20 protein-coding genes are annotated in these 24,270 nt (G+C 67.6%); 11 read left to right on the plus strand and 9 right to left on the minus strand.

What is annotated here, in order from left to right:
* Positions 1 to 51 precede the first annotated feature (51 nt).
* From C7401_RS27070 to C7401_RS27090, 5 genes are all read left to right on the plus strand, one after another.
* Positions 52 to 1,407, plus strand: coding sequence for an MFS transporter (locus C7401_RS27070; RefSeq protein ID WP_112174503.1), 1,356 nt, complete (start codon positions 52 to 54; stop codon positions 1,405 to 1,407).
* Positions 1,404 to 2,498, plus strand: a complete 1,095-nt coding sequence (locus tag C7401_RS27075; protein ID WP_112174504.1) for a hypothetical protein — start codon at positions 1,404 to 1,406, stop codon at positions 2,496 to 2,498. Before C7401_RS27070 ends, C7401_RS27075 begins: the two co-directional genes overlap by 4 nt.
* 111 nt (positions 2,499 to 2,609) lie before the next feature.
* Entirely contained in the window at positions 2,610 to 3,494 is an 885-nt protein-coding gene (locus C7401_RS27080; RefSeq protein ID WP_112174505.1) for a LysR substrate-binding domain-containing protein, read from the plus strand.
* Between the two features lie 188 nt (positions 3,495 to 3,682).
* Positions 3,683 to 4,837 carry a pyridoxal phosphate-dependent aminotransferase gene (locus C7401_RS27085; RefSeq protein ID WP_112174506.1) on the plus strand — a complete coding sequence of 385 codons (1,155 nt, stop codon included), beginning with the start codon at positions 3,683 to 3,685 and terminating at the stop codon, positions 4,835 to 4,837.
* 49 nt (positions 4,838 to 4,886) lie between these two features.
* The gene (locus tag C7401_RS27090) at positions 4,887 to 5,675 is read left to right on the plus strand and encodes an ABC transporter substrate-binding protein (RefSeq protein WP_112174507.1); all 789 of its coding nucleotides are present in this window, start codon (positions 4,887 to 4,889) and stop codon (positions 5,673 to 5,675) included.
* Between the two features lie 34 nt (positions 5,676 to 5,709).
* Here C7401_RS27090 and C7401_RS27095 read toward each other — a convergent pair whose 3' ends face one another.
* Genes C7401_RS27095 through aptA form a run of 3 tightly spaced genes read right to left on the minus strand, consistent with a single transcriptional unit; the run spans position 5,710 to position 9,465 of the window.
* Positions 5,710 to 6,612, minus strand: a complete 903-nt coding sequence (locus C7401_RS27095) for a GntR family transcriptional regulator (RefSeq protein WP_112174508.1) — start codon at positions 6,610 to 6,612, stop codon at positions 5,710 to 5,712.
* Positions 6,613 to 6,670: 58 nt separating this feature from the next.
* Positions 6,671 to 8,113 (minus strand): NAD-dependent succinate-semialdehyde dehydrogenase, encoded by a 1,443-nt coding sequence (locus C7401_RS27100; RefSeq protein ID WP_112174509.1) that lies wholly within the window; start codon positions 8,111 to 8,113, stop codon positions 6,671 to 6,673.
* Positions 8,110 to 9,465: an omega-aminotransferase AptA gene (aptA, locus tag C7401_RS27105; protein ID WP_112174510.1), complete on the minus strand. Its 1,356-nt coding sequence runs from the start codon at positions 9,463 to 9,465 to the stop codon at positions 8,110 to 8,112. The genes C7401_RS27100 and aptA overlap by 4 nt, the downstream gene beginning before the upstream one ends.
* A gap of 339 nt (positions 9,466 to 9,804) precedes the next feature.
* Here aptA and C7401_RS27110 point away from each other — a divergent pair, with 339 nt between their 5' ends.
* The 6 genes from C7401_RS27110 to C7401_RS27135 all read left to right on the plus strand — a co-directional run bounded on the left by C7401_RS27110 (position 9,805) and on the right by C7401_RS27135 (position 17,784).
* Positions 9,805 to 11,325 (plus strand): serine hydrolase domain-containing protein, encoded by a 1,521-nt coding sequence (locus tag C7401_RS27110; protein ID WP_112174511.1) that lies wholly within the window; start codon positions 9,805 to 9,807, stop codon positions 11,323 to 11,325.
* Positions 11,322 to 12,941 (plus strand): ABC transporter substrate-binding protein, encoded by a 1,620-nt coding sequence (locus C7401_RS27115; protein ID WP_112174512.1) that lies wholly within the window; start codon positions 11,322 to 11,324, stop codon positions 12,939 to 12,941. The genes C7401_RS27110 and C7401_RS27115 overlap by 4 nt, the downstream gene beginning before the upstream one ends.
* The gene (locus tag C7401_RS27120; RefSeq protein ID WP_112174513.1) at positions 12,938 to 13,879 is read left to right on the plus strand and encodes an ABC transporter permease; all 942 of its coding nucleotides are present in this window, start codon (positions 12,938 to 12,940) and stop codon (positions 13,877 to 13,879) included. Before C7401_RS27115 ends, C7401_RS27120 begins: the two co-directional genes overlap by 4 nt.
* Positions 13,880 to 13,904: 25 nt before the next feature.
* Positions 13,905 to 14,729, plus strand: coding sequence for an ABC transporter permease (locus C7401_RS27125; protein ID WP_112174514.1), 825 nt, complete (start codon positions 13,905 to 13,907; stop codon positions 14,727 to 14,729).
* Complete coding sequence (locus tag C7401_RS27130; protein WP_112174515.1) at positions 14,726 to 16,558, plus strand: dipeptide ABC transporter ATP-binding protein; 1,833 nt, start codon at positions 14,726 to 14,728, stop codon at positions 16,556 to 16,558. Before C7401_RS27125 ends, C7401_RS27130 begins: the two co-directional genes overlap by 4 nt.
* 122 nt (positions 16,559 to 16,680) lie before the next feature.
* A complete protein-coding gene (locus tag C7401_RS27135; RefSeq protein ID WP_112174516.1) occupies positions 16,681 to 17,784 on the plus strand; it encodes a porin in 1,104 nt (367 codons plus the stop codon).
* Between the two features lie 123 nt (positions 17,785 to 17,907).
* Here the strand turns inward: C7401_RS27135 and C7401_RS27140 are convergent, their stop codons facing one another.
* The 6 genes from C7401_RS27140 to C7401_RS27165 form a co-directional block, all read right to left on the minus strand.
* Positions 17,908 to 18,612 carry an isochorismatase family protein gene (locus tag C7401_RS27140; protein WP_112174517.1) on the minus strand — a complete coding sequence of 235 codons (705 nt, stop codon included), beginning with the start codon at positions 18,610 to 18,612 and terminating at the stop codon, positions 17,908 to 17,910.
* Between the two features lie 20 nt (positions 18,613 to 18,632).
* On the minus strand, positions 18,633 to 19,949 hold the full coding sequence (locus tag C7401_RS27145) for an MFS transporter (protein ID WP_181565699.1): 1,317 nt from the start codon (positions 19,947 to 19,949) through the stop codon (positions 18,633 to 18,635).
* Between the two features lie 70 nt (positions 19,950 to 20,019).
* Positions 20,020 to 21,021, minus strand: coding sequence for a hydroxymethylglutaryl-CoA lyase (locus C7401_RS27150; RefSeq protein ID WP_258397260.1), 1,002 nt, complete (start codon positions 21,019 to 21,021; stop codon positions 20,020 to 20,022).
* Positions 21,018 to 21,788, minus strand: coding sequence for an enoyl-CoA hydratase/isomerase family protein (locus C7401_RS27155; protein ID WP_112174520.1), 771 nt, complete (start codon positions 21,786 to 21,788; stop codon positions 21,018 to 21,020). Before C7401_RS27155 ends, C7401_RS27150 begins: the two co-directional genes overlap by 4 nt.
* A 22-nt stretch (positions 21,789 to 21,810) precedes the next feature.
* The gene (locus C7401_RS27160) at positions 21,811 to 23,043 is read right to left on the minus strand and encodes a CaiB/BaiF CoA transferase family protein (protein ID WP_112174521.1); all 1,233 of its coding nucleotides are present in this window, start codon (positions 23,041 to 23,043) and stop codon (positions 21,811 to 21,813) included.
* Entirely contained in the window at positions 23,040 to 24,251 is a 1,212-nt protein-coding gene (locus C7401_RS27165) for a CaiB/BaiF CoA transferase family protein (protein ID WP_112174522.1), read from the minus strand. Before C7401_RS27165 ends, C7401_RS27160 begins: the two co-directional genes overlap by 4 nt.
* Positions 24,252 to 24,270: the final 19 nt, after the last annotated feature.

Genomic DNA, 24,270 nt, shown 5'->3' on the forward strand with positions numbered 1-24,270 from the left:
CGCGACTCCTTAGTCTTCGAGAACAACACCAACGACGACTCCCGGAGACATATGCAATCGATCCTTGAAGCAGGCCCGGCGGCGCTCGACGCCCCGCGCCTCACCACCTCCCAGGTGCGCCGCGCGGTGCTCGCCTCGGTCATCGGCAACGGGCTGGAGTGGTTCGACTTCCTCATCTACGGCTACTTCGCGAAGACCATCGCGCACGTGTTCTTTCCCGTGCACAGCAGCTTCCTGTCGATCACGCTCACGCTCGCTACCTTCGCCATCGGCTTCGTCGTGCGCCCGCTCGGCGGCGTCGTGATCGGCGCGTTCGCCGACCGCTACGGGCGGCGCAGAACCTTGTCGGCGCTCATCGTGCTGATGGCCGCGAGCACCTTGCTCATGGGCCTCACGCCCGGCTACGCGACGATCGGCATCGCCGCGCCGCTCATCGTGCTGTGCGCGCGCATCCTGCAAGGGCTTTCGGTAGGCGGCGAGTTCGCCACCGCCGCTTCCATGCTCACCGAGTACGCGCCGCCCGGCCGCAAGATGTTCTACGGCAGCTTCCAGATGACCTCGCAGGCCGTCGCACTGCTGCTGTCTTCCGCGTGCAGTTTCCTGCTCACCACGCAGCTCTCGCCCGCTTCGCTCGTGGCCTGGGGCTGGCGCGTGCCCTTCCTGCTCGGCGCGCTGGTCGGGCCGGTCGGCTTCTATATCCGCCACAAGGTCGCCGAGTCGCCGGAGTTCATGCAGCTGCGCAAGCGGCTCGGCCACGCGCCGCGCCAGTCGCTGCGCACCTTCCTGCGCGAGCGCGGCGACGCCGCGCTGTGCGCCGTGGGCGTGATCGCCGTGGGTGCGGCGACCAACTATCTCTGGCACTCGTATATGCCGCTCTATGTCGAGCGCCAGCTCCATTTGCCGCTCAAGAGCGCGCTGCTCGGCACGGCGGTCTCGGGGCTGATCGGCATCGTGGGCTATCCGCTCGCGGGCAAGCTTGCCGACCGCTTCGGCGCCTACCGCCTGTTCTTTCCGGTGACGATCGTCTGGATCTGCGCGGCCTGGCCGCTGTTCGCGTGGGTGCTCGCTGCGCCCACGCCCGAGCGCGTGTTCGCCGCGCAAATGATCGCCACCGTCGTGCTGAGCCTGATGTCGGGCGCGCATCCGGGCATGCTCACCCAGCTCTTTCCCACCTCCACGCGCTCGACCGGCGTCGCGCTCTCGTACAACGTCGCCGTCACGCTGTTCGGCGGCATGGCGCCGCTCACGGTCTCGACGCTGATCGGCGTGACCGGCTCGCGCATCGTGCCGGCCTGGTATCTGATCGTCAGCGGTCTGATTTCGCTCGCGCTGGTCGCGGCAAGCGCTTCGGGACGCCGTCTCGTGCGCGAGCCCGATGCGCGGCCCACCGAATCGGAGTCCGCATGAGCGAGCCGTTCATCGCGAGTCAGACGCACAAAGCAGGCGAAACCGGCGAAACCGACGAAACGCGCGCACGCAACGAATACCCGGTGCGGGCGATCGGCGACGTCTGGCTGCCGGTCGCCACGCCGCAAGGCAGCGGGAGCGTGCCGATGTTCGTCGGCGGCTGCGCCGAGCCCGCGCGCGCAACGCGCGCCCTCATCGTGCTGCATGGCCGCCTGCGTGACGCCGACGCCTACCTGCACTCCACGCTGCGCGCGCGCGCCGCCTCCTCGGCACACGACGACGGCACGCTCGTCGTGGTGCCGCAGTTCCTCGCGAGCGCCGATGTCGAGCACCATCACACACAAGCCACACGAGCGGACTGCCTGCACTGGGAATGGACCGCGTGGATGGGCGGCTTCGACGCGCGCGGCCCGGCTCCGCTCAGCTCGTTCGACGTGCTCGACGCCCTTGCCGAGCAGCTTGCCGATCGTGCACGCTACCCGGCGCTGCGCGAAATCGTGATCGCGGGGCATTCGGGCGGAGCCCAGGTCGCGCATCGTCACGCGATCCTGAGCGGTGCGCCCGAGCGCTGCGCGCAACGCGGCGTGGCCGTGCGGTTCGTGATCGCGAATCCCTCGTCGTATGTGTATTTCGATTCGTTGCGCCCGCAACCGGATGGCGTATTTCGCCCGGCCGATTTCGCGGCCTGCCCCGGCGTCGACGACTGGAAATACGGCATGCGCAAGCTGCCGCGCTATGCGGCCGCCTCGCCGGACGCCACGGCATTCGAGCGCCGCTATGTGGAGCGCGAAGTCGTCTATCTGGCCGGCTCGCGCGACTGCGACGCGGCGCATCCGGCGCTCGACCGCTCGTGCGCGGCGAACGCGCAAGGGCCGCATCGCCTCGCGCGCGCCCGCGCCTATTACGCGTATTTGCGCGCACGCCATCCCCACTTGCGCCACCAGTGGCACGAGGTGCCGGATGCCGGTCATGACGCGCAGGCGATGTTCCTCTCGGCGGCGGGATTGCGCGCGCTGTTCGGTGCGCAGGCAACGATCGACGCGGCGCGCGCGGCACAAATGCATCCGGCCGAGGGCGGCGCGAGCGATTGACCTCGCTGGCGCACGGCAGGCGCAACGCCGGGCTCGTCGTATCATAGCGACTCGATCGCGCCCTCAAGTCCCCTCGAGCGGCGCGCGCGCCCGTCCGCTCCCTCGACCGCCATGAGACGCCTGCCTCCGCTCAACGCCCTGCCCATCTTCGAAACCGTCGCCCGCTACGGCAGCTTCACGCGCGCCGCCGAGCACCTGTGTCTCACGCAGGGCGCCGTGAGCCGCCAGATCCTCGCGCTCGAACAGTATTACGGCCTGCCGCTCTTTCGCCGCTCGCCGAAGGGACTCACGCTCACCGCCGAGGGCGAGCAACTGCTGCCCGCCGTGCGCGACGGCTTCGGGCGCATCGAGGAAGCCTCGCAGCGCCTCACGCGCCAGCGCACCGAACTGTCGCTCAAGGTGCCGACCTGCGTGATGCGCTGGATGCTCCCGCGCATCATGCGCTTCCAGAACGAGCACCCCGACCTGCAAGTCCAGATCACGACCACGTGGGGGCACGAAGTGGACTTCCAGGCGGAGCCGTTCGATGCCGCGATCATCTACGGTTCGTCGCCGGGCGCGGATGTGCACGCGGTGCCGCTCTTCGACGAATATCTCACGCCCGTGTGCACTCCCGAGGTGCTCGCGCGCCGCGCGCTCAGGAAGCCCGACGACCTCGCGCACCAAACCCTGCTGCACCCCACGCGCGACCACGCCGACTGGCGCCTGTGGCTCGCGCGCGCGGGCGCGAAGAAGGTCGACGCCAACCTCGGCCCCACGTTCGCGTCACTGGACCTTGCAGGCACGGCGGCCATGCAGGGCTTCGGCGTCGCCATCGGCGACCGCACGCTCGTGCGCGAGGACGTCGAAGCGCGCCGCCTCGTCATGCCGTTCGAACTCGCCGTGCCCACGGGCTCGCGCTACTATTTCGTCTATCCCGAGTGCGTGGCGCAGCAACAGAAGGTGCAACTCTTCAGCGCGTGGATCGAGCAGGACCGCGGCGTGGATGCACCCTGAAGCGCCCTGGAGCCCCATCAAAACGCGCCATGACGGTGGCGCATGGCGGCCATGAGAATTAATCGATTGCATGCGCGGCGCTCTTTCGGCGTAATGGGCCGCCTGGCCCGAGGCCCGAAAGCCCGTCTTTCGGCAGTCTCGCGTCCTTAAGTCCTGCGGCCCACGCGCCGCCCTCAGGGAGACCGACCATGCAGAGCGCCGCCCCCGCCCGCTCCAAGCTGCCCGATGTGGGCACGACGATTTTCACCGTGATCGGCCAGCTTGCCGCCGAACATCAGGCGTTGAACCTTTCACAGGGCGCGCCGAACTTCGACCCGAGCGCCGCGCTCATCGACGGCGTGGCCGCCGCCATGCGCGCCGGCCACAACCAGTACGCGCCCATGGCCGGCCTCGGCGCGCTGCGCGAGGCGCTCGCCGCGAAGTTCGAAACCCTGCACGGCGCGCGCTACGACCCGGCCAGCGAAGTGACCGTGCTTGCGAGCGCGAGCGAAGGCCTGTATTCGACGATCAGCGCGCTCGTGCATCCCGGCGACGAAGTGATCTACTTCGAGCCCTCGTTCGACAGCTACGCGCCCATCGTGCGCCTGCAAGGCGCCAAACCCGTGGCGATCAAGCTCGCGCAACCGCACTTCCGCGTGGACTGGGACGCCGTGAGCGCGGCCATCACGCCGCGCACGCGCATGATCATCGTGAACACGCCGCACAACCCCACGGCCACGATCTTCGGCGAGAGCGACATTGCGCGCCTCACGGCGCTCACGCGCGACACCGGCATCGTGATCCTCTCCGACGAGGTCTACGAGCACGTGGTGTTCGACGGCGCGCCGCACCGGAGCATGGCGCGCTACCGGGAGCTGGCCGAGCGCAGCGTGATCGTTTCGTCGTTCGGCAAGTCGTATCACGTCACGGGCTGGCGCGTGGGCTACTGCCTCGCACCGGCCGCGCTGATGGACGAGATCCGCAAGGTCCATCAATTCATGGTGTTTTCCGCCGACACGCCCATGCAGTACGCGTTTGCGCAAGCACTGGCCGAGCCGCAAAGCTATCTGGGTCTTTCAGCGTTCTATCAGGCCAAGCGCGACCTGCTCGTGCGCGCGCTGGAAGGCTCGCGCTTCGAGTTGCTGCCGAGCGAAGGCAGCTTCTTCCTGCTCGCGCGCTTTCGCGCGTTCTCCGACGAGCGCGACAGCGACTTCGTCCTGCGCCTGATTCGCGACGCGCGCGTGGCGACCATTCCGCTTTCGGCGTTCTACACCGACGGCACCGACGAAGGCCTGATCCGCCTGAGCTTTGCGAAGGATGACGAAACATTGCTTGAAGGCGCACGCCGGCTTTGCACGATCTGAGCCCACCGCATTCACGGCATCACAGAACCACACGGCACGGAGATTTCCCATGAAGCGACTCAACGCGCTCCTCGCGCTGGCATGCGTAGCCGGCGTGCTCGGCCCGGCCTCGGCCTATGCCGATACGAACCTGCTGCGCTTCGGCGTGGAGGCGCAGTACCCGCCGTTCGAAACCAAGGCCGCCGACGGCACGCTGCAAGGCTTCGACATCGACATCGGCAACGCCGTGTGCGCCACGGCTCACATGACCTGCAAATGGGTCGAAACCTCGTTCGACGGGTTGATCCCCGCGCTCCAGGGCCGCAAGTTCGACGCCATCAATTCGGCCATGAACGCCACGGCCAAGCGCCGCGAGGCCATCGACTTCACGACCGTGATCTACCGCGTGCCGAGCCGCCTCATCGCGCGCAGCGACAGCGGGCTCGTGGCCACGCCCGAGTCGCTCAAGGGCAAGCGCGTGGGCGTGCTCCAGTCGTCGATTCAGGAAACGTACGCGAAGGTGCACTGGGAGCCCGCGGGCGTGACCGTCGTGCCCTACCAGGACCAGAACCAGATCTACGCGGATCTCGGCGCGGGGCGCCTGGACGGCACGCTCGTGCTCGCGCCCGCCGGTCAGAAGGGCTTTCTTTCGCAGCCCGAAGGAAAGGGCTTTGCCTTCGTGGGCGAGGCCGCGCGCGACGACAAGATTCTTGGCAGCGGCGTGGCGTTTGGCCTGCGCAAGGGCGACACCGCGTTGCGCGAGCGCCTGAACGCGGCTATCGCGAAGCTGGAGTCCGATGGCACGGTCACGTCGCTCGCGCGTAAATACTTCGGCGATATCGACGTTTCGCCGAAGTAAGCCGCGCGGGGTCAGGCACCCGCGGGCCCGGCGCTCAAATCTCCGCGCTGCGCGTGAGCGACTGCATCAGATGGCGTCGCATGAGCGCCATCGCCCAGTCGATGTCGCCTTCTTCGAGCGCCGCGATGATGTCGAGGTGCTCGTTGCAGGACGGCACGTGCCACGGCCCGTTGAAGTGCGAGAGATGCTCCGAGAGCCGGCGCATCTGGTTCTGCTGCTGGATGGCTTGCAGCACGAAGCGGTTGTTGGAAAAGCTCGCGATGGTTTCGTGAAAGTCGGTGCCCACGGCGAAGAGTTCCGCCGCGTGCGGCTGCGCGTCGGTCTGGGCGAGCAGCCTTTCGTGCGTCTCGCGCAGGCGCGCAAGCTGCGCCGGGTCGGGCCGGAAGCCCGGCTCGCGCATCGCCCCGCATTCGAGAATGATGCGAAAGCGGTAGCTCTCCTCCGTCGTGCCCGGCTCGCTCACCGGTTGCAGGAAACGCCAGCCGTGCCCCTTGCGCTTCTCGATCAGGCCGTCGGAAGCGAGGCTCACAAGCGCCTTGTTCAGCACGCTGCGCGGCGCGTCGTAGCGCTCCAGCAGTTCCGACTCGTTCCACGCGCTCGGCAGCCGGCCGTGTGCGTAGTCGTCGAGCAGCCGGTGGCACAGCTCGTCGCTCGTCATGCTGCCGCCAATATCGGGGGCCACGCGCGGCGGCGCGGCGGCCACGAACGTGCCCTCCTGCGCGCGAAATTCCGCGAGCCCGTGTTCGACGAGCAACTGCAACGCCCTGCGCACCGGCGTGCGCGAGACCTGGAACTCCGCCGCGAGACTGTTTTCGGAGAGATGGCGGCCCGGCGCGAGATCGCCGCTCACGATCTGCTGCGTGAGGCGGCGAGCGAGATCGATCTGGAGCGGGCTGAAGTGCTCGGCGGCATCGGGCGTGGCGGCGGAACGGCTCATGCGGGCAATCCGGTCGAAAGAAGATACTCGCGGATTCTACCGGACCCCGGCGCGCCGCTCATGCCGCGCCCCACGCAAGACTCACCGACTTCGTGACCCGATACGGCTCCAGCCCCTCCACGCCGCCCTCGCGCCCATAACCGCTTTCGCCCACGCCGCCGAACGGCAGCTCGGGCAGGGAAACGCGCGTCGTGTTCACGCCCACCATGCCCGCGCGCAAGGTGTTGCCCGCGCGGTGCGCCGTGTCGAGCGAGCGCGTGAAGCAATAGGCGGCGAGCCCGAACGGCACGCCGTTGGCGATGCGCATCGCCTCGTCGAAGCGGCCGAAGCGCACGCATGGCGCGAGCGGGCCGAACGGCTCGTCGTGCAGGATGCGCGCGTCGGGCGCGAGATCGTGCAGGACGGTCGCGGGCCAGAAAAAGCCCGGGCCGTCATGCGTGCGCCCCGTCGTGACCACGGCGCCGCCCGCGCGCGCGTCCTCCACGAGCGCCGCCATATGGGCGACGCGCCGCGCGTTCGCAAGCGGCCCCATCTGCGTGCCCGCGTGTGCGCCCGCGCCGGTCTGCAAGGCCTGCGCGTAAGCGCCGAGCTTCGCGACGAACGCATCGTGCACGGCCTCGTGGACGATAAAGCGCGTCGGCGCCACGCAAATCTGCCCCGCATTGCGGAACTTGCCCGCACCGGCCTGGCGCACCACGAGGTCGAGATCGGCGTCGTCGAACACCACCACCGGCGCGTGGCCGCCCAGCTCCAGCGTGAGCGGCTTCGCATGCGCGCCCGCGCGCGCGGCGAGCGCCTTGCCCACCGGCGTCGACCCGGTAAACGAAATCTTGCGGATGACGGGGCTCTCGATCAGCGCCGCCGCGATGGCGGGCGCGTCGCCATACACGACGTTGAGCACGCCGTCCGGCAATCCCGCTTCGCGCAGCGCCTGCGCGATGGCGAGCGTGCTGAGCGGCGTTTCCTCGGCGGGCTTGATGATGCAGGTGCAGCCCGCCGCGAGCGCCGCGCCGATCTTGCGCATGGGCGTGAGCGCAGGAAAGTTCCACGGCGCGAAGGCCGCGACCGGGCCGATCGGCTCGTGCTGCACGCCCTGCTGCACGCCGTCCTGGCGGGCGGGCACCAGGCGGCCATACGCGCGCACCGCTTCGTCCGCGTACCAGATCAGCGTATCGACGGCGGCCTGCCATTCGCCCACCGCTTCGGCGAGCGGCTTGCCCTGCTCGCGCGTGAGCTGCGCCGCGAGCGGCGTCATGCGCTCCACGAGCCGCGCCGCGGCGTCGCGCAGCAGCGCGCGCCGCTCGCGCGCGGGCGTGGCCGCCCAGCGCGGGAACGCAGCGTCCGCGCGGTCGAGGGCCTGCGCAACCTGTGCGGGCGACGCGCCGCGATACTCGGCGAACGGCTGCGCCGTGGCCGGGTCGCGCAGCACGAGCGGCTGCCCCTCGCCCGCCGTCCATGCGCCGCCGATGAACATGAGCGGCTGTTGTGCGTCCAGGGTCATGCGCTCGCTCCGTCGGCATTCGCGTCGAGCGCGTCGGCGAGCGTTGCGAACAGCGTGTCGATCTGCTCCGGCGTGATGATGAGCGGCGGCGAAAGCAGCATCGTGTCGCCCGCCGCGCGTATCAGCACGCCCGCTTCGAGGCAGCGCCGGTGCGCGTCGTAGCCGCGCTTGCCCGGCGCGCCGGGCCACGGCGCGAGATCGATAGCCGCAAGCAGTCCGAAATTACGGATGTCGAGCACGCCCCGGCGCGAAGCCAGTTCATGCGCGGCCTTCTCCCAGTGCGCTTCGAGCCCGCGTGCGCGCTCGAACAGATTTTCGCGCCGATAGATCTGAAGCGCCGCGAGACCCGCCGCACAGGCGAGCGGGTGGCCCGAATAGGTATAGCCGTGCGAGAACTCGATGCTGTCGATCGAGCCTTGCATCAGCGCTTCGTACACCGGCGTGCGCACGAAGGTCGCGCCCATCGGCACGGCGCCGTTGGTGAGGCCCTTCGCGCTCGTGATGAGGTCAGGCGTGACGTTCAGGCGCGTGGCCGCGAACGTGTCGCCCACGCGCCCGAAACCGCTGATGACCTCGTCGAAGATCAGCAGGATGCCGTGCGCGTCGCAGATTTCGCGCAGGCGCTCCAGATAGCCCACGGGCGGCACGAGCACGCCCGTCGAACCCGCGATCGGCTCGACGATCACCGCCGCGATGGTCGAAGGATCGTGCAGCGCGATGCGGCGCACCAGGTCTTCGGCGAGATGCGCGCCCCATGCGGGCTGGCCGCGCGAAAACGCCATCTGCGAGCGGTCGTACGTGCTCGGCAGGTGATCGACGAACGGCAGCAGGTTGCCGAACGCCTTGCGCTGCCCGCCGATGCCCGCGACCGACAGGCCGCCGAAGCCCACGCCGTGATAGCTGCGCTCGCGGCCGATGAGTCTCACGCGCTGGCCCTCGCCGCGCGCGCGGTGATAGGCGAGCGCGATCTTGAGCGCGGTGTCCACGGCCTCCGAGCCGGAGTTGGAAAAGAACACCTGGCCGAAGCCGGCGGGCGCGGTGTCGAGCAGCGCCTCGGCGTATTCGAAGGCGAGCGGATGGCCCATCTGGAACGACGAGGCGTAGTCGAGGCGGTACGCCGCGTGCGCGATGGCGTCGACGATTTCCGTGCGCCGGTGGCCCGCGTTCACGCACCACAGCCCGGCGATGCCGTCCAGCACGCGTTTGCCGTCGTCGCGCACGTAATACATGCCGTCCGCTTCGACGAACAGTGGCTGCGACGCGGACTTGAAGCGACGGTTGGCGGTGAACGGCATCCAGAAGGCGTCGCGGCCCGTGGCGGGTGCAGCGGAGAGTTGAGACGGGGAATGCATAGAGGGTCCTCGGGTTTTGCCTGAGCGCATTCTGATCTAAACAACGAAAAAATACAACTTCGCGATACAGGCAAAACAGGGCTTAAGATTGTCTTCACGACATGCCGAGATCACACAAAACCCAATAAACACGGCAATTTATGCCGACACCCCTGCTTCACAGAAGGGATACAAAACCTTCTAGCCCCTCGTTTCTTACATTTTCATCTCCGGATTTATTGTTTTTTTTATTTTTTTAGTCCACACTTCGCCGCATCCCACTTACCCGACGGCACACAACGCGGGCAAGCAAAGAAGACCACGATGGGCGCGAGACCCGTTCGTTCAATGGAGCAGGCAATGAATCAAGACACCGTGAAGGGCGCGCTGGAGCGACGGCGTCCTTCCGAAGCGGGCGTGAATGCGGCGCGCGTCGAGCGGTTCCTCGACGCGGCGGCGGCAGCCGGGCTGGAACTGCACCACTTCATGATGGTGCGCCGCGACGCCGTGATCGCCGAAGGCGCGTGGCGACCCTATACGCGCGGCACCCGCCATATGCAGCACTCCGCCACGAAAAGCTGGACCGCCGCCGCCATGGGCGTGGCCGTGGGCGATGGTCTCGTCGCCCTCGACGACCGCGTGATCGACTACTTCCCCGAGCATCTGCCGGCCACCGTGAGCGCGAACCTCGCGGCCATGACCGTGCGCGATCTGCTGACCATGCGCACGGGCCATCGCGTGGGCATCTCGGGCGGCGAATGGCGCGGGCGCAACGAAAGCTGGGTGCGCCTCTTTCTTGAAGTGCCCGTGGAAGACGCGCCCGGCGGCAACTTCATGTATTGCAGCGGCACCAGCTACATGCTCTCGGCCATCGTGAGCAAGGCGAGCGGCAAGACCGCGCACGAACTGCTCGACGCGCGCGTATTCGCGCCGCTCGGCATGCATTCGGTCACGTGGGACGTGTCGCCCGAGGGCTACAACACGGGCGGCAACGGCCTGTCGTGCTCGCCCGAGGACATGGCAAAGTTCGGCCTGCTGCATCTGCGCGGCGGCCTCTGGCAAGGCCAGCGCGTGCTGCCCGAAGCCTGGGTGCGCGACGCCACGCGCAACCAGGTGGACGTGGCGTGGATCGGCTCGCTCGCGGGCATGCGCTTTAGCCGCGACGGCCGCGCCGAACCCGATGCGAGCCAGCGCCGCCCCGGCTACGGCTACCAGTGGTGGATGACCGAAGACGGCGGCTTTCTCGCTTCCGGCTTTTTTGGCCAGCGCTGCTATGTGTTTCCTGCGCTCGACCTCGTGCTCGTGTTCAACGCCGCGCTTTCCATCGACGACAAGGCGCTCAAGCCGCTCATCTGGGAGCACCTGCTGCCCGCCGTGGACGACATCGTCCATGATGGCCGGGCCGACGACGCCCTCTGCACGCGCCTGACCGCCCTCTCGCTGCCCGGCCTGCCCGCGGGCCTGCCCACATCGGCCCTCGCCCAGGCGGTGAACGGCCGCCTCTGGCTCGCCGAGCCGAACGACGACGGCATCGTTTCGATCGCACTCGCGTTCGAACACGATCGTTGCACTTTCAACTATGTCGATGCGCGCGGCGAACACACGATCGTCGCGGGTATCGGCCAGCAGATTCGCGGCACCACAACGATGACGGGCAACAAGCTGCACCACGAATATCAGCCGGACACGCTAAGCGTCGTGGCGCAAGGCGTATGGACAACAGCGGAGCGCTTCGAAATGCGCTGGTGCTTCGACGAGACGACGTTCTGCGACCGCGTGGCCTGCACGTTCGAAAACGGCGCGCTGCGCTTCGAGCGCGGCGTCAATACCAACAGCGGCGCGCGCGTGCGTCCGGGCGTGCAGTGCGTGGCGGCGTCATGATGCGTTTTGTCCTTCGCCCCCTCGCGCTCTCGCTGCTGCTCCTGAACACCGCGCAAAGCGCCCCTGCCGCCGCTGCGGCTCCGGCTCCGGCTCCGGCAAGCACGGGCGCCATGCCCGAAATCCGCTACGCCGAGCCGATCGACACGCCCACCTCGATGCCCGGCAACGTCGCGCGCAACACGAGCACCGACGACATACTCGGTCACGTGGTGGAATCGCTCGTCGCGCTGCGCAGCGACATGTCGGTCGCACCCATGCTGGCCGATAGCTGGACGATCTCGCCCGACGGCACCGTGTACACGTTCCGCCTGCGCGAGGGTGTGAAGTTCCACAACGGCGCACCCGTCACGTCGGCCGAAGTGAAATGGAGCTTCGACTACCTCATGGACCCGCGCTCGAACTTCGTCTGCCGCGGCGTGTTCGAGGGCAGCCGTGGCGCGCACGTGCTCGCCGTGCGCACGCCGGACCCGCATACGGTCGTGTTCGAACTCAAGCAGCCGTATGCGCTGTTCCTCAAGGAATTGGCCAACACGCGCTGCCCGCTCGCGGTGCTGCACCCCGCCAGCGTCGATGCGCAAGGCCACTGGGCGCGCCCCATCGGCACCGGCCCTTATGTGTTCTCCGAATGGCGCAAAGGCCAGTACGTGCTGCTCGAACCGTTCAAGGACTACAAGCCGCGCCCCGAGAAGCCCGATGGCATGGCGGGCGCGAAAGTCGCGTGGGCACCCGTGCGCTTCGTCGTCATTCCCGACAAGGCCGCGCAGAAGTCGGCGCTCCAGTCGGGCCAGGTCGACGCGATTGCCGCCGACGACGGCAACCTGCCCCCGCCCGATCCGGGCTGGCGCATCGTGGACGGCCCCGGCATGCAGGTCACGGGCGTCCTCATGCAAACGCGCGACCCGCTGCTGTCGAATCCGTTGATGCGCCGCGCGATTGCACACGCCGTGGACCTGCGCGGCGTGGTCGCCGCCACGAGCAACGGCCGGGCGAAATACAACCCCTCGCTCATGCCCGACTCGGACAGCGAGTACGACGATCAGGAAGCAAGCGGCTATCGCTACGACCCGGCCGAGACGAAGCGCCTGCTCGCGGCGGCTGGCTACCGCGGCGAAACGATCACGATCGAAGCGAGCCAGCAGTTTCCGGCGCTGTTTCGACTCGCGATCTACATGCAGTCGCTGCTCAAAAAAGCGGGCATCCACGCCGAGCTCAACGTGGTGGAGTGGGCGCGCCAGCTCGACGACTTCCGCTCCGGCCATTACCAGATGATGACGATGATCTATTCCTCGCGGCTCGATCCCGCGCAGATGTATGCCGACGTGCTCGGCGACAAGTCGAAGCGGCCCATGCTCCAGTGGGAGAACCGCGACGCGAGCCGCCTGCTCAAATCGCTCGCGGGCGTGAGCGACCCGGCCGCGCGCAAGGACGCACTCGGCAAGCTGCATGACATGATGCTCGCCGACACGCCCATGCTGCCCATGTACGACCTGCCCGACCTGCACCTCGTGAGCGTGCGGCTCGAAGGCTTCGAGTCGTTCCCGCTCAACCGCGTGCGCTTCTTCAACGTGAAGAAACTCCCGGCCACGGCGGCACAAACGAACGAGGCCGCGCGATGATCCAATACGTTTTCAGGCGCTGCGCTCTCGCGGTGCCGACCGTGCTGATCGTCGCGCTGCTCGTGTTCGGCATGATCCGCGCGATTCCGGGCGACCCCGCCACGCTCATGCTGGGCGACGTGGACGACCCCGCGCTGCTCGCACGCATGCGCCATCAGCTCGGGCTCGATCGTTCGGTGTTCGAACAGTTTGCGATCTGGGTGTCGCATCTGCTGCACGGCGACCTGGGCACCTCCATCGTGCGCCACCAGCCGGTGCTCGACCTGATCCGCAACGCGTTTCCCGTCACGGCGCAAATCGTGCTCGCGGCCACCGCGCTCGCCTGCCTCATCGCCATTCCAGCGGGCCTCGTGGCGGCCTGGGCGCAGAACCGCAAAACCGACTTCGCGATCGTCTTCACCATGATCCTGCTCGTCTCCATGCCGAGCTTCTGGGTGGGCATCGTGCTGATCTGGCTGTTCGGTGTGCAACTGCACTGGCTGCCGACCTTCGGTTACGAAAGCATGGCGCAAGCCGGCTGGGGATCGCTGCGCTACCTCGTGCTGCCCGTCATCGCGATCGTGCTGACCGAAGTCGCCGCCGTCACGCGGATGATGCGCGCCAGCAGCATCGAAGTGCTGCGCCTCGAATACGTGGCCCATGCGCGCGCCAAGGGCTTGAGCGAAACGCGCGTGCTGCTGCGCCATGTCCTGCCCAACGCGTTCGGTCCCGCGCTCACGGTAATCGGCCTGATTCTCGGCCACCTGCTCTCGGGCGCGGCCGTGATCGAAACCGTGTTCACGTTGCCGGGCCTTGGCCGGCTGCTCGTGGAGAGCATCTATGCGCGCGATTATCCGGTCGTGCAAGGCTGTCTGCTGCTCACCGCGCTCATCTATGTGTTCGTGAATCTGCTCGTGGACCTGATTCAGCCCCTCTTCGATCCGCGCATCAAGTACTGACCCTCGCTGCCTCTCGCCCTCACTTATGAACGCATTCAAACGCACCAATCTGATCGTCGGCGCGGTGCTCATCGTGCCGCTGGTCCTCACCGCGGTGGCGGGCGCCGTGCACACGCCCTACGACCCGACCGCCGTCGACCTGCTCGCGCGCTACAGCGCGCCCGGCTCCGCCCACTGGTTCGGCACCGATGAATTCGGCCGCGACGTGCTCTCGCGCATCATGGCGGGCGCCACGCAAAGCCTCACGATCAGCGCGCTTTCCGTGCTGCTCGCGCTCCTTTGCGGAACCACGCTCGGCGTGATCTCCGGCTACGCGGGCAGTTGGACCGACCGCCTGCTCATGATGATCGTCGAAGCGCTGATGGCGTTTCCGGGCCTGCTGCTCGCGCTCGGCATCATGACCGTGCTCGGGCCATCGCGCGGCGGCGTGATCCTCGCGCTCGGCCTCGCCTATACGCCTGCCGTGATGCGCATTGCGCGCGGCAGCACGCTCGCGCTGCGCCAGCGCGAGTTCGTGGTCGCTTCGCGGGCCATGGGCAATGGCGGCGCGTGGACCGTGCTGCGCCATATCGCGCCCAACTGCGTGCCGCCGCTGCTCGTGTTCTCGACCACGCTGTTCGGCTCGGCCATTCTCGCCGAAAGCGCGCTGAGCTTTCTCGGCCTCGGCGTGCAACCGCCCGCGCCCACGTGGGGCGGCATGCTCGCGGACAGCCGCACGGCGATGGACCACGCCATCTGGCTCGCGATCTTCCCGGGTCTCGCCATCTCGCTTGCGCTGCTCGGCATCAACTTGTTCGGCGACGGACTGCGCGACGTGCTCGATCCGCGCATGAAAGGAGTGAAGGCATGAGCGAAATCCAGCAAACGGCGCGCGGTATCGAATACGGCGCGAACGGCAAACATGATGCGCCGCTGCTCTCGGTGCGCAATCTTTCGATCGGCTTTCCGGACCGAAGCGGCAACGTACAGTCCGTCGTGCGCGATATCGGCTTCGAACTGCGCGCGGGCGAATCGCTCGCCGTGGTGGGCGAGTCAGGCAGCGGCAAGACGCTGATCGGCAAGGCGCTGCTCGGCCTGCTGCCCGACGCGGCGCGCGTCATGCAAGGCAACATCGCTTTCAGCGGGCGCGAACTGCTGGCCCAGACGCCCGCGCAATGGCGCGAGGTGCGCGGCACGGGCATCGGCATGGTGTTCCAGGAACCGATGGTGTCGCTCAATCCGGCGTTTCGCGTGGGCGAGCAGCTTACCGAAGCGTTGATCCGCCGCCGTGGCGTCGCGCCCGCCAAGGCCTGGGCGCAGGCCGTCGCAATGCTGGAACGCGTGCGGGTGCGCGACCCGGAGGGATGCATGCAGCGCTTCCCGCACGAATTTTCGGGCGGCATGCGCCAGCGTCTCATTCTCGCGGCCGTGATGTTGTTGCGCCCGCAACTGCTGATCGCAGACGAGCCGACCACCGCGCTCGACTGCGTCGTGCAAAAGGAAGTGCTCGACGTGATGACCGAGCTCACGCGCGAAGAAGGCACGTCGCTCATCTTCATCAGCCATAACCTCGCGCTGGTGGCCGCCTACACGCAAAACGTGCTCGTCATGCGGCGCGGCGACGCCGTGGAAACGGGGCCCGTGGCACGCGTGCTCTCGCGCCCCGACCACGACTACACGCTGAACCTGCTCGACGCGCTGCCGCGCCGCGAAAACGGACGCAAGGACGGCGAGGCCGTGCACGGCAAGGGTGCCGCGCCCGTGCTCGAAGTCCGCGAAGTCGCCGTCGACTACAGCCGCAAGCGCGGCTGGTTCGGCAACGAGCGCGTGCGCGCCGTGCATCCGATGTCGTTCACGCTGCAAGCGGGCGAAACGCTCGCTATCGTCGGCGAATCGGGCAGCGGCAAAACGAGCATCACGAACGCCGTGATCGGACTCGTGGGCACCGCGCAAGGCGAAGTGCTGCTCAATGGCGCGCCGTTCCTGAACGCCGGCAGCAAGCGCTTGCGCGAAGCGCGCCGCGCGATTCAGGTGGTGTTTCAGGACCCGTATTCGTCGCTCGACCCACGCATGAAGGTCGCCGCGATCGTGCGCGAAGGCCTGCGGCCCGATGCTACGCTCACGGCCGCGCAACGTCGCACGCGCGTCGAAGCCGCCCTCGCCGACGTCGGTCTCGCGGGCTATGACGAGCGGCTCGTGCACGAACTCTCGGGCGGCCAGCGCCAGCGCGTCGCCATCGCGCGCGCGCTCGTGAGCCGCCCGGCGGTGATCATCGCCGACGAACCGGTGTCGGCGCTCGATGTCACCGTGCAAAAGCAGGTGCTCGACATGCTCACGGCGCTACAGGCGCGCTACGGTTTTGCCTGCCTCATCATCTCGCACGATCTCGGCGTGGTCGAGCAGGTCGCCGACCGCGTGATCGTGATGTACCGGGGGCACGTGGTGGAGGAAGGCTCGCGCGACGAAGTGTTCGACACGCCGTCGCACCCCTACACGCAGCGCCTGCTGCAAGCGGTGCCCGAATTGCGCGGCACGCGCGAGCACGGCTTCGCCGTGCAGCTTCGCGAAGTGCCGCCGCTCGCCGCGCCCGCCGCCCACTATTTCGACCCGGACTTGCGCGAGCAGCACGGCCCGGCTTCCTTGCAGCATTGCGCGAAGGCGCGCGCCACGCATCGCGTGGCGATGTGGGCCCAACGCTGAGATCCGGCGGAACACAAAGAAAGCACACACGCTAACGCAGGAGACAGGTGGGGAGATCGCCTTTCCCTGCGTATCTATTTACGTACTACTAACCACTAAGACTACACAACCAGGGAACATCAATGAAAGCAAAAACTTGGGGTTTGGCGGCAGCAGCAGTCACAGCATGTGCTCCGATGGCGGCGCATGCCCAGTCCAGCGTCACGCTATACGGCATCATCGACGTCGGCATCGAGTACGTGAACAATGCGAACGCGAGCAGCCAGTCGCTCGTGCGCATGCAGTCGGGCAATCTTTACGGCAGCCGCTGGGGCATCAAGGGCGAGGAGGATCTGGGCGGTGGCCTCACGGCGTTCTTCCTGCTCGAAAACGGCTTCAACGTGAATGACGGCACACTAGGGCAGTCGGGCCGTATGTTCGGCCGTCGCGCCTATGTGGGGTTGCGCCGGGACGGCAACGAAATCCAGCTCGGCCGCATGCAGACGCCGATCTACGAAACCATGGCCGCGTTCGACCCGAACGAAGTGGGCGTGTATGCCGCCGACTCGCACGACATCGGCCTCGTGGCGCGCGCGGACAATGCCGTGAAATTCAAGAAGACGATTGGCGGCTTCACGGGCCAGGTGATGTACAGCTTCGGCTATGACACCGCGGGCAAGCCTTATGGCGGCGCCGCCGGAGACGCATCGAATGCGAAGAACCTCGGCGCGTCGCTGGTCTACAAGGGCGGCAGCTGGCGCGCGGCGCTCGCCTATGACAAGGTGCACGGCCCCCTCACCTCCACGGCCTACGGCATCGGCATGATGTCGACGGCGCTCGTGCCCAAAACGACGTCGAGCGCGGATCGCGCCGAGCGCTACCTCGCCGCGCTGCGCTGGGACCAGGGCAAGAACTCGGCCTTTGTCGGCTACCGCTTCCTGAAAACGACGGTCGCGGGCGTCACGCACGACGTGAACATGGCCTACCTCGGCGACGAGTACCAGTTCACGCCCACCTTCGTTGCGGATGCAACCGTGTACCACTCGCGCGTTTCAGGCTTGGACGTGCGGCCCACGACGCTCGTGGTCGACTTCGACTATCTGCTCTCGAAGCGCACGGACCTGTACCTCAACACGAGCTATGCGTTCAATACGCGCCTGAGCAATCTTTCGGTGGACGCGGGCTCGACCACGCTCGCCGGCAAGGATCAGTTCGGCGCGCAGGCCGGCATTCGCCATCGTTTCTGAGGCCACGCCGCGAGTGCTCGAAGGAGAGCGCGCGGCGGATATCGAAGTGGACGACGCGACGTGCCGCACGCCTGAAGGGCTTCCTGGCGCTTCAAGCGGGACAGGCGCGAGCGGATCCGCACTTCAAGCGCCGCGCCCGGAGACCACGTGGGACACAGGCGCGGCTTCGATCAACGTCATCAGTTCCTGCGTCGAGCGCACGTCCGCAAACCAGAGCAGCATGTTGGCGAGCGTGGTGTTGTGCTCCTCGTCCGTGCGCGCCGCATTCGCGTCGGCCACGAAATGAACCTTGTAGTCGAGCATCATCGCGTCGCGCGCGGTCGATTCGCAGCACACGTTCGTCACCGTACCGGTCACGATCACCGTGTCGACACCGCGCGCCGCGAGCCGTTCGTGCAAGTCGGACGATCCCTGGATGAACGCGGAAAAGCGTGTTTTCCGCACGTATTCATCGCCCGCCGCGCACTCCAGTTCCGGGTACAGCGCGTGCCCCGCCTCGCCGGGACGCAACACTTCGTCGAGCCGCCGCCCCCAGCCGGCCGCGAACTCGCCGAAGCGCGCCCAAGGCGCATCGGGCTGCGCGGTGTGCTGGATCCAGCAGACGTGTCCGCCCGCGCGACGCAGCGCGCGGGCCAGCCGGTTGACGTTGCCGACGATCGCGCGCGCCGACGGCAATTCCGCCGGAAAGCCCGGCGCCACGAAGCCGTTTTGCAGATCGACCACGAGCAGCGCGGTTCTCGCGGGGTCCAGCGTCTCGTAGACGTGCAGACGGCCACGGCGCGCCACCGCGCGATCGATCACATCCGGCGCAAGATTGATACGATGCATGAATCCTTTCCTCCGGATGCTCAGGAAACCGAACCGCGCGGGCGGAACGACAGCAGGATCGCGACCGCCGCCACGAACAGCAGGCAGGCGAGCACGCCGAAACCGGTGCTCACGCTGCCCGTCGCCGTCTTCGAAGCGTTGATGATGAGCGGGCTCGCGAACGCGCCGAGTTGCCCGATCGAACTCACGAAGGCGAGCCCGATCGCTGCGGTGCGGGCACGGAAATAGTGGCTCGTCAGCGCCCAGAAGATCGGGTAGCCCGAGAGCGTGCCGACCATCACGACCGAGAACGCGGCAATCAGCAACGCGAGGCTGTGGACGGTCAGCCCCGCGAACACAAAGCCGAGTCCCGTGAATGCGAGCAGCGTCGCGCACGACCGGCGGCGCTCCGCAAAGCGGTCCGAGAGCGAGCCCAGCAGCACCATGGCAATCCCGCCCATGCCATACGGAATGGCGGTGATCAGGCCGAGGAACAGCGGCGAGGTGTCGTGCGACGCCTCGCGCAAGATTTGCGGCATCCAGATGCCGATGCCGATCACCGAAGCGTTCAGACCGCAATAGCCGAGCAGCAGCACATAGACGCGCCAGTCGCCGAGAATCGAGCGCCATACGCCCTGTTCATGCGCGGGCGCGGCGCTCGCCGCGATATCGGCCTCGATCTGCGCGATCTCCGTTTGCGTGAGCCAGCGGTGCGCATCGCGCGGCCGGTCGTCGAGAAATTTCAGCGCAATCACGCCGAGCAGCACCGAAGGCAGCGCTTCGAGCAGGAACATCCATTGCCAGCCGTGCCAGCGGTTCACGCCATCCAGCGACTGCATGATAAAGCCGGAAAGCGGACCGCCAAGCAGGCCCGCGAACGCAACGGGCAGCATGAAGAGGGCGACGATCCTGGCGCGCCGTTTCGGCGGAAACCAGTACGTGAGGTAGAGCACAACGCCAGGAAAGAAGCCCGCCTCGGCCGCGCCCAGCAGGAAGCGCACGAAATAAAACTGGGTTGGTGTGCGCACGAACATCGTGGCAGCGGAGATGAGCCCCCAAAGGATCATGATGCGCGCGAGCGTGCGCCGCGTGCCGATGCGCTCAAGCATGATATTGCTTGGCACTTCGAACAGAAGGTAGCTCACGAAGAACACACTTGCGCCGAAGCTGAAGGCCGAGCCCGAGAACGCCAGATCCTGCCGGATCGCCGCCTGCGCGAACCCGATGTTGATGCGGTCCATATAGGCGGCGATGTAGCATAGAAACAGCAGGGGAATGATGCGCCAGGTGACCTTGCCGTAGAGCCGGTTTGCCCCATCGTAGACCGCCTCGGCCGGGGCGTAGATTTCGGTTTGCATCGTTGTCTCCATGTCGTTTTCGTTTGATCGCGATGACGGCCCAAAGCGCTGGAGGGCCGCGTTCCACTGCTCAGCGCACCACCGCTTCCCGCACGGCGCGCGAGCGTGCGCGGGGATGCAGCCCCGAGCGCGTGACACGCCCGAGCAGCGATCTTCCAAGCACGGTCTCGCACTCCCGTGCGCAGTCCATCATGCGGTCGAGATCCAGCCCCGTGCGCACGCCCATCGACTCGAACAGGCTCACGAGGTCTTCGGTGCAGGCGTTGCCGGTGTAGCCCTGCCCGTATTGCACCTTCGCGGGATGGCCGCCCACGCCGCCGAACGAAGCATCGAACCAGCGCACGCCGGCCTCATAAGCCGCAAGACAATTCACGAGCGCCGTGCCGCGCGAATCGTGGAAGTGGCCGATCAGCACCGCCTCGGGGCATTCACGTGCGAGTTGTCCCGCCAGCGCGGCCACGCTGCGGGGCGTGGCCATGCCCGTGGTGTCGCCGAGCGAGATGAGGCGCACGCCGTGCGAGAGATAACGCTCGACGTCGCGCACGACCTCGGCGGCCGGCACGTCGCCCTCGAACGGACAACCGAAGGCGACTGAAATCGTCCCGACCACGCGAAAGCGCTCGCCCGCGCACTGCGCCATCTCCGCGATGTTCTCCCACTGCTGCGCGCGCGTGCGCCTGAGGTTCTTTTGCGAATGCGATTCCGAAGCCGACACCAGCAGGCTGATCTCGTTCGCCCCGAAGCCCGCTTCGGCGTCCGCCACCGCCCGCTCGACGGCGCGCACGTTCGCGCAGGTCGCCTTGTAGTGCACGCCCGCGCGGCGCGGCAGCGCTTCGAGCACGGCGCTCGCGTCCGCGAACTGCGGCACCACGGCCGGATTCGAATACGAAGTGGCCTCGACCCGCGCGAAGCCCGCCTGTGCGAAAGCGTCGATCAAGCGCACCTTTTGCTCGACGCCCACGACGGCGGGTTCGTGTTGCAGGCCATCGCGCGCGAAGCATTCGCAGATCACGACGTCGCGATTGTCGCGATCGTCGCGTTCGTCGCGGACATTCATTGAAGGGATGCTCATTCGCCTTGCCGCCTTCCCGTAGCCGGGGTCTGCGGCGCACGGAACTGCCGCATCATGATGTTCGTGTCGCGGCCCGCCTGAAGCGCCTGCGCGAACGGCAGGTCCGCAACCCGGTAGAGCAGGCTCTTGGTGGCCGCCATGGCCTGCGGCCGGCGCTCCGCGAGACGCTCGGCCAGCGCGAGCGCGTGCGGCAGCACCTGCGCGGCGGCCGCACTTTCAACGGCGATACCTAGCGCGGCAGCGGCCTCGCCATCGAGAATCTCGCCGGTGGAAACGAGCCGGAATGCGCATTTGATGCCGACCTGGCGCACGAGATTGGCCATCACGATCGCCGCCACGATGCCGTGGTTGAGTTCGGGATAGCCGAAGCGCATGTCGTGCGCGGCGACCACGAGGTCGCATGCCAGCGCGAGCCCCGCTCCGCCGCCCAGCGCATTGCCGCAAACGGCCGCGACGATCGGCTTGGGAATGTCGTGGAACGCGCGGTGCAGCGACGCGGTGAGATCGGCGCGCTGTGTCGCGCGCGTCGTGTCGTCGTCCGAGAGCGACGCGAACTCGCTCACGTCGGCGCCCGCGCAAAACGACTTGCCCGCGCCGCACAGCACGATGGCGCGACAGCCTTCGTCGTCGCGTGCCGCGTCGAGCGCTTGCAGCAGCGCGTGCGTGAGCGCCGTGTCGAGTGCGTTGTGCTTGTGCGGGCGGTTCATCGTCAGCACACGCACCATGCCGACCTGCCCCACTTTCAATACTTCGGATTCCTGAATCATATTCACTGCTCCGTTCGGGGTTTCACACGCGCTCATGCTGCGCGGTCGTGCATTCGGCTTGCTGTACCACACCTTGCGCAAGCAGCGCCTCGATTTCGGCCTCTGGAATGCACCAGTCGCGCAACACCTCGCGGCTGTGCTCGGCATGGCGCGGCACGCGGCCCAGTTCGCCGCCGCCCGGCACGCCGGGCACGCCCGCCACCGGCAGCGGCGCGCCCGAATCCGAACCCGCCTGCCACCAGCGGAACACGCCCGCATGCCGCACCTGCTCGTCCTCGACAAAGTCCTCGTAACCGTTGACCGCAGCGCACAGCACGTCGTGCGCCGCGAGCCGCTCGACCCAGTACGCGGTCTCGCGCGTCGCGAGCGCCGCACGGATCTCCGCGTTGATCGCCACGGCGTGCTTGAGGCGCTTCTCGTTGGTCGACCAGGCCTTGCGCGTCGTCCACTCCGGGTGGCCGACCGCGTTGCCCAGGCGAAAGAACATCTCGTTGCGCAGCGTCACCACGTTGATGAAGCCATCGAGCGTGGCGAACGTGCCGGAGGGCACCGTGACCGGCACGCGCGGCTCGCCGCGGCCCATGTAGTGATCGAGGATCGGAATGGTCTGGAGCGAGGCGGCGACCTCCAGCAAGGACACCTCCACGCGCGCGCCCTGGCCCGTCACGCTGCGTCCGACCAGCGCCGCGCCCACGCTTTGTGCCGCATAGACGCCGCTCGCCGCATCGATCATCAGCATGCCGATGCGGCGCGGCGCGCCGTCCTCGCCCGCATTCATCGCCATCATGCCGCTCAACGCCTGGAGCACCGAATCCGAACCCGGCTTCTCGCGGTATGGCCCGCTCGATCCATAGCCCGTGATCGAGAGGTGGACGAGGCCGGGATTGCGCGCCGCGAGCGCTTCGTAGCCGAGCCCGAGACTTGCCATCACGCCGGGGCGAAAGCTGTCGAGCAGCACGTCGGCGCCGTCGATCAGGCGGCGCAGCAACGCCTGGCCCTGCGGCCCGCTCGCATCGACGCAGAGCGCCCGCTTGCCCGCATTCGTGCCGATGCTGATCGCCGTGAGCCCGTTTTCGCCTCGCCCCATGAGGCGCCCCCAATCGCCATTGGGCGGCTCGATCTTGATGACGTCCGCGCCCTGGCGCGCGAGCAGCGAACCGCACGACGGCCCGGCGATTCCCTGGCTCATGTCGACCACGCGAATGCCCGCGTAGGGCAAACAAGGCAAGCGCGGAGAATGGCTCGCGGCGCTCATGCGCAAACCCCTTCGCCTGCGGCGCGCACCACGCCTTCGCGCGCGAGGGCCTCGATGCGCTCATCCGTGTAGCCCAGTTCGTGCAGCACTTCGCGCGTGTGCTCGGCGAAGCGTGGCGGGCGCCTGTGCACCGCGCCCGGCGTGCGCGAGAGCTTCGCTGGGATGCCCACGCCTTCGTAACCGTCGATCGCCACGCGCATCTCGCGGTGCTGCGTATGGGCGTCTTCCAGCGCCGCGCCGACATCGCGCACCGGCCCGGCGGGCACGCCAGCAAGCGTCAGCTCGCGACACAGCGCCTCGCCCTCGCACTCGCGCAAACGTGCGTCGATCAGCGCGCGCAACGCCGCGCGATTGTCGATACGCGCGGGATTGGTGCGATAGCGCTCGTCGCGCGCCAGCTCCGGCAATCCGATCGCGCAAACGAACGCGGCGAACTGGCGGTCGTTGCCCACGCCGACGAATACGTCGACGCTCGCCGTGGCGAACTTGTCGTACGGCACGATATTCGGATGGCCGTTGCCGAGCAGCGGCTGCGGCTTGCCGGAGAGAAACCAGTTGGCGGCGGGTGGATGCAGCAGTGTGAGCGCGACGTCATAGAGCGCGATGTCGATGGACTGCCCGAGGCCCGAGCGCGCGCGCTCCAGCAACGCGAGCAGGATGCCGTTGACGCTCGCCTGCCCCGTGGCGAGATCGACGATGGGCACGCCGATGCGCGTGGCGCCGCTCGCCGGGTCGCCGTTGATGCTCATGAGCCCCGACATCGCCTGCACCACAGCGTCGTAACCGGGCATGCCGCCCATCGGCCCGGTCTCGCCGAAGCCGCTGATGCGGCAATGGATGAGACGCGGAAAACGCTCGGCCAGCACCTCGCGATAACCGAGGCCCCAGCGCTCCATCGTGCCGGTCTTGAAGTTTTCCAGCAGCACGTCGGCGTCGGCGAGCAGTTCGAAGAGAATCTCCCGCGCGCGCGGCAGGGTCAAGTCAAGGCAGATACCGCGCTTGTTGCGGTTCACGCCCATATAGTACGAGGCCGCGCCGTCACGAAACGGGGGGCCCCACAGGCGCGTGTCGTCGCCTGCGGGGGCTTCGACCTTGATGACATCCGCGCCGTGGTCGGCAAGCGTCTGGGCGCAGGCCGGGCCCGCCAGCACGCGCGAGAGGTCGATCACCTTCAGTCCCGCCAGTGCACCGCCAGTCTGGTTCCGCATGATGGTCAGTTATCCTTTT

This window comes from Paraburkholderia unamae (genome assembly GCF_003268775.1).
In the GTDB taxonomy this organism is placed as follows: Bacteria; Pseudomonadota; Gammaproteobacteria; order Burkholderiales; family Burkholderiaceae; genus Paraburkholderia; species Paraburkholderia unamae.

Excerpts from the sequence above, each read along its gene's own strand:
- C7401_RS27070 (WP_112174503.1), top strand. The coding sequence starts at position 52 with ATGCAATCGATCCTTGAAGCAGGCCCGGCGGCGCTCGACGCCCCGCGC.
- C7401_RS27075 (WP_112174504.1), top strand. The coding sequence starts at position 1,404 with ATGAGCGAGCCGTTCATCGCGAGTCAGACGCACAAAGCAGGCGAAACC.
- C7401_RS27080 (WP_112174505.1), top strand. The coding sequence starts at position 2,610 with ATGAGACGCCTGCCTCCGCTCAACGCCCTGCCCATCTTCGAAACCGTC.
- C7401_RS27085 (WP_112174506.1), top strand. The coding sequence starts at position 3,683 with ATGCAGAGCGCCGCCCCCGCCCGCTCCAAGCTGCCCGATGTGGGCACG.
- C7401_RS27090 (WP_112174507.1), top strand. The coding sequence starts at position 4,887 with ATGAAGCGACTCAACGCGCTCCTCGCGCTGGCATGCGTAGCCGGCGTG.
- C7401_RS27095 (WP_112174508.1), bottom strand. The coding sequence starts at position 6,612 with ATGAGCCGTTCCGCCGCCACGCCCGATGCCGCCGAGCACTTCAGCCCG.
- C7401_RS27100 (WP_112174509.1), bottom strand. The coding sequence starts at position 8,113 with ATGACCCTGGACGCACAACAGCCGCTCATGTTCATCGGCGGCGCATGG.
- aptA (WP_112174510.1), bottom strand. The coding sequence starts at position 9,465 with ATGCATTCCCCGTCTCAACTCTCCGCTGCACCCGCCACGGGCCGCGAC.
- C7401_RS27110 (WP_112174511.1), top strand. The coding sequence starts at position 9,805 with ATGAATCAAGACACCGTGAAGGGCGCGCTGGAGCGACGGCGTCCTTCC.
- C7401_RS27115 (WP_112174512.1), top strand. The coding sequence starts at position 11,322 with ATGATGCGTTTTGTCCTTCGCCCCCTCGCGCTCTCGCTGCTGCTCCTG.
- C7401_RS27120 (WP_112174513.1), top strand. The coding sequence starts at position 12,938 with ATGATCCAATACGTTTTCAGGCGCTGCGCTCTCGCGGTGCCGACCGTG.
- C7401_RS27125 (WP_112174514.1), top strand. The coding sequence starts at position 13,905 with ATGAACGCATTCAAACGCACCAATCTGATCGTCGGCGCGGTGCTCATC.
- C7401_RS27130 (WP_112174515.1), top strand. The coding sequence starts at position 14,726 with ATGAGCGAAATCCAGCAAACGGCGCGCGGTATCGAATACGGCGCGAAC.
- C7401_RS27135 (WP_112174516.1), top strand. The coding sequence starts at position 16,681 with ATGAAAGCAAAAACTTGGGGTTTGGCGGCAGCAGCAGTCACAGCATGT.
- C7401_RS27140 (WP_112174517.1), bottom strand. The coding sequence starts at position 18,612 with ATGCATCGTATCAATCTTGCGCCGGATGTGATCGATCGCGCGGTGGCG.
- C7401_RS27145 (WP_181565699.1), bottom strand. The coding sequence starts at position 19,949 with ATGCAAACCGAAATCTACGCCCCGGCCGAGGCGGTCTACGATGGGGCA.
- C7401_RS27150 (WP_258397260.1), bottom strand. The coding sequence starts at position 21,021 with ATGAGCATCCCTTCAATGAATGTCCGCGACGAACGCGACGATCGCGAC.
- C7401_RS27155 (WP_112174520.1), bottom strand. The coding sequence starts at position 21,788 with ATGATTCAGGAATCCGAAGTATTGAAAGTGGGGCAGGTCGGCATGGTG.
- C7401_RS27160 (WP_112174521.1), bottom strand. The coding sequence starts at position 23,043 with ATGAGCGCCGCGAGCCATTCTCCGCGCTTGCCTTGTTTGCCCTACGCG.
- C7401_RS27165 (WP_112174522.1), bottom strand. The coding sequence starts at position 24,251 with ATGCGGAACCAGACTGGCGGTGCACTGGCGGGACTGAAGGTGATCGAC.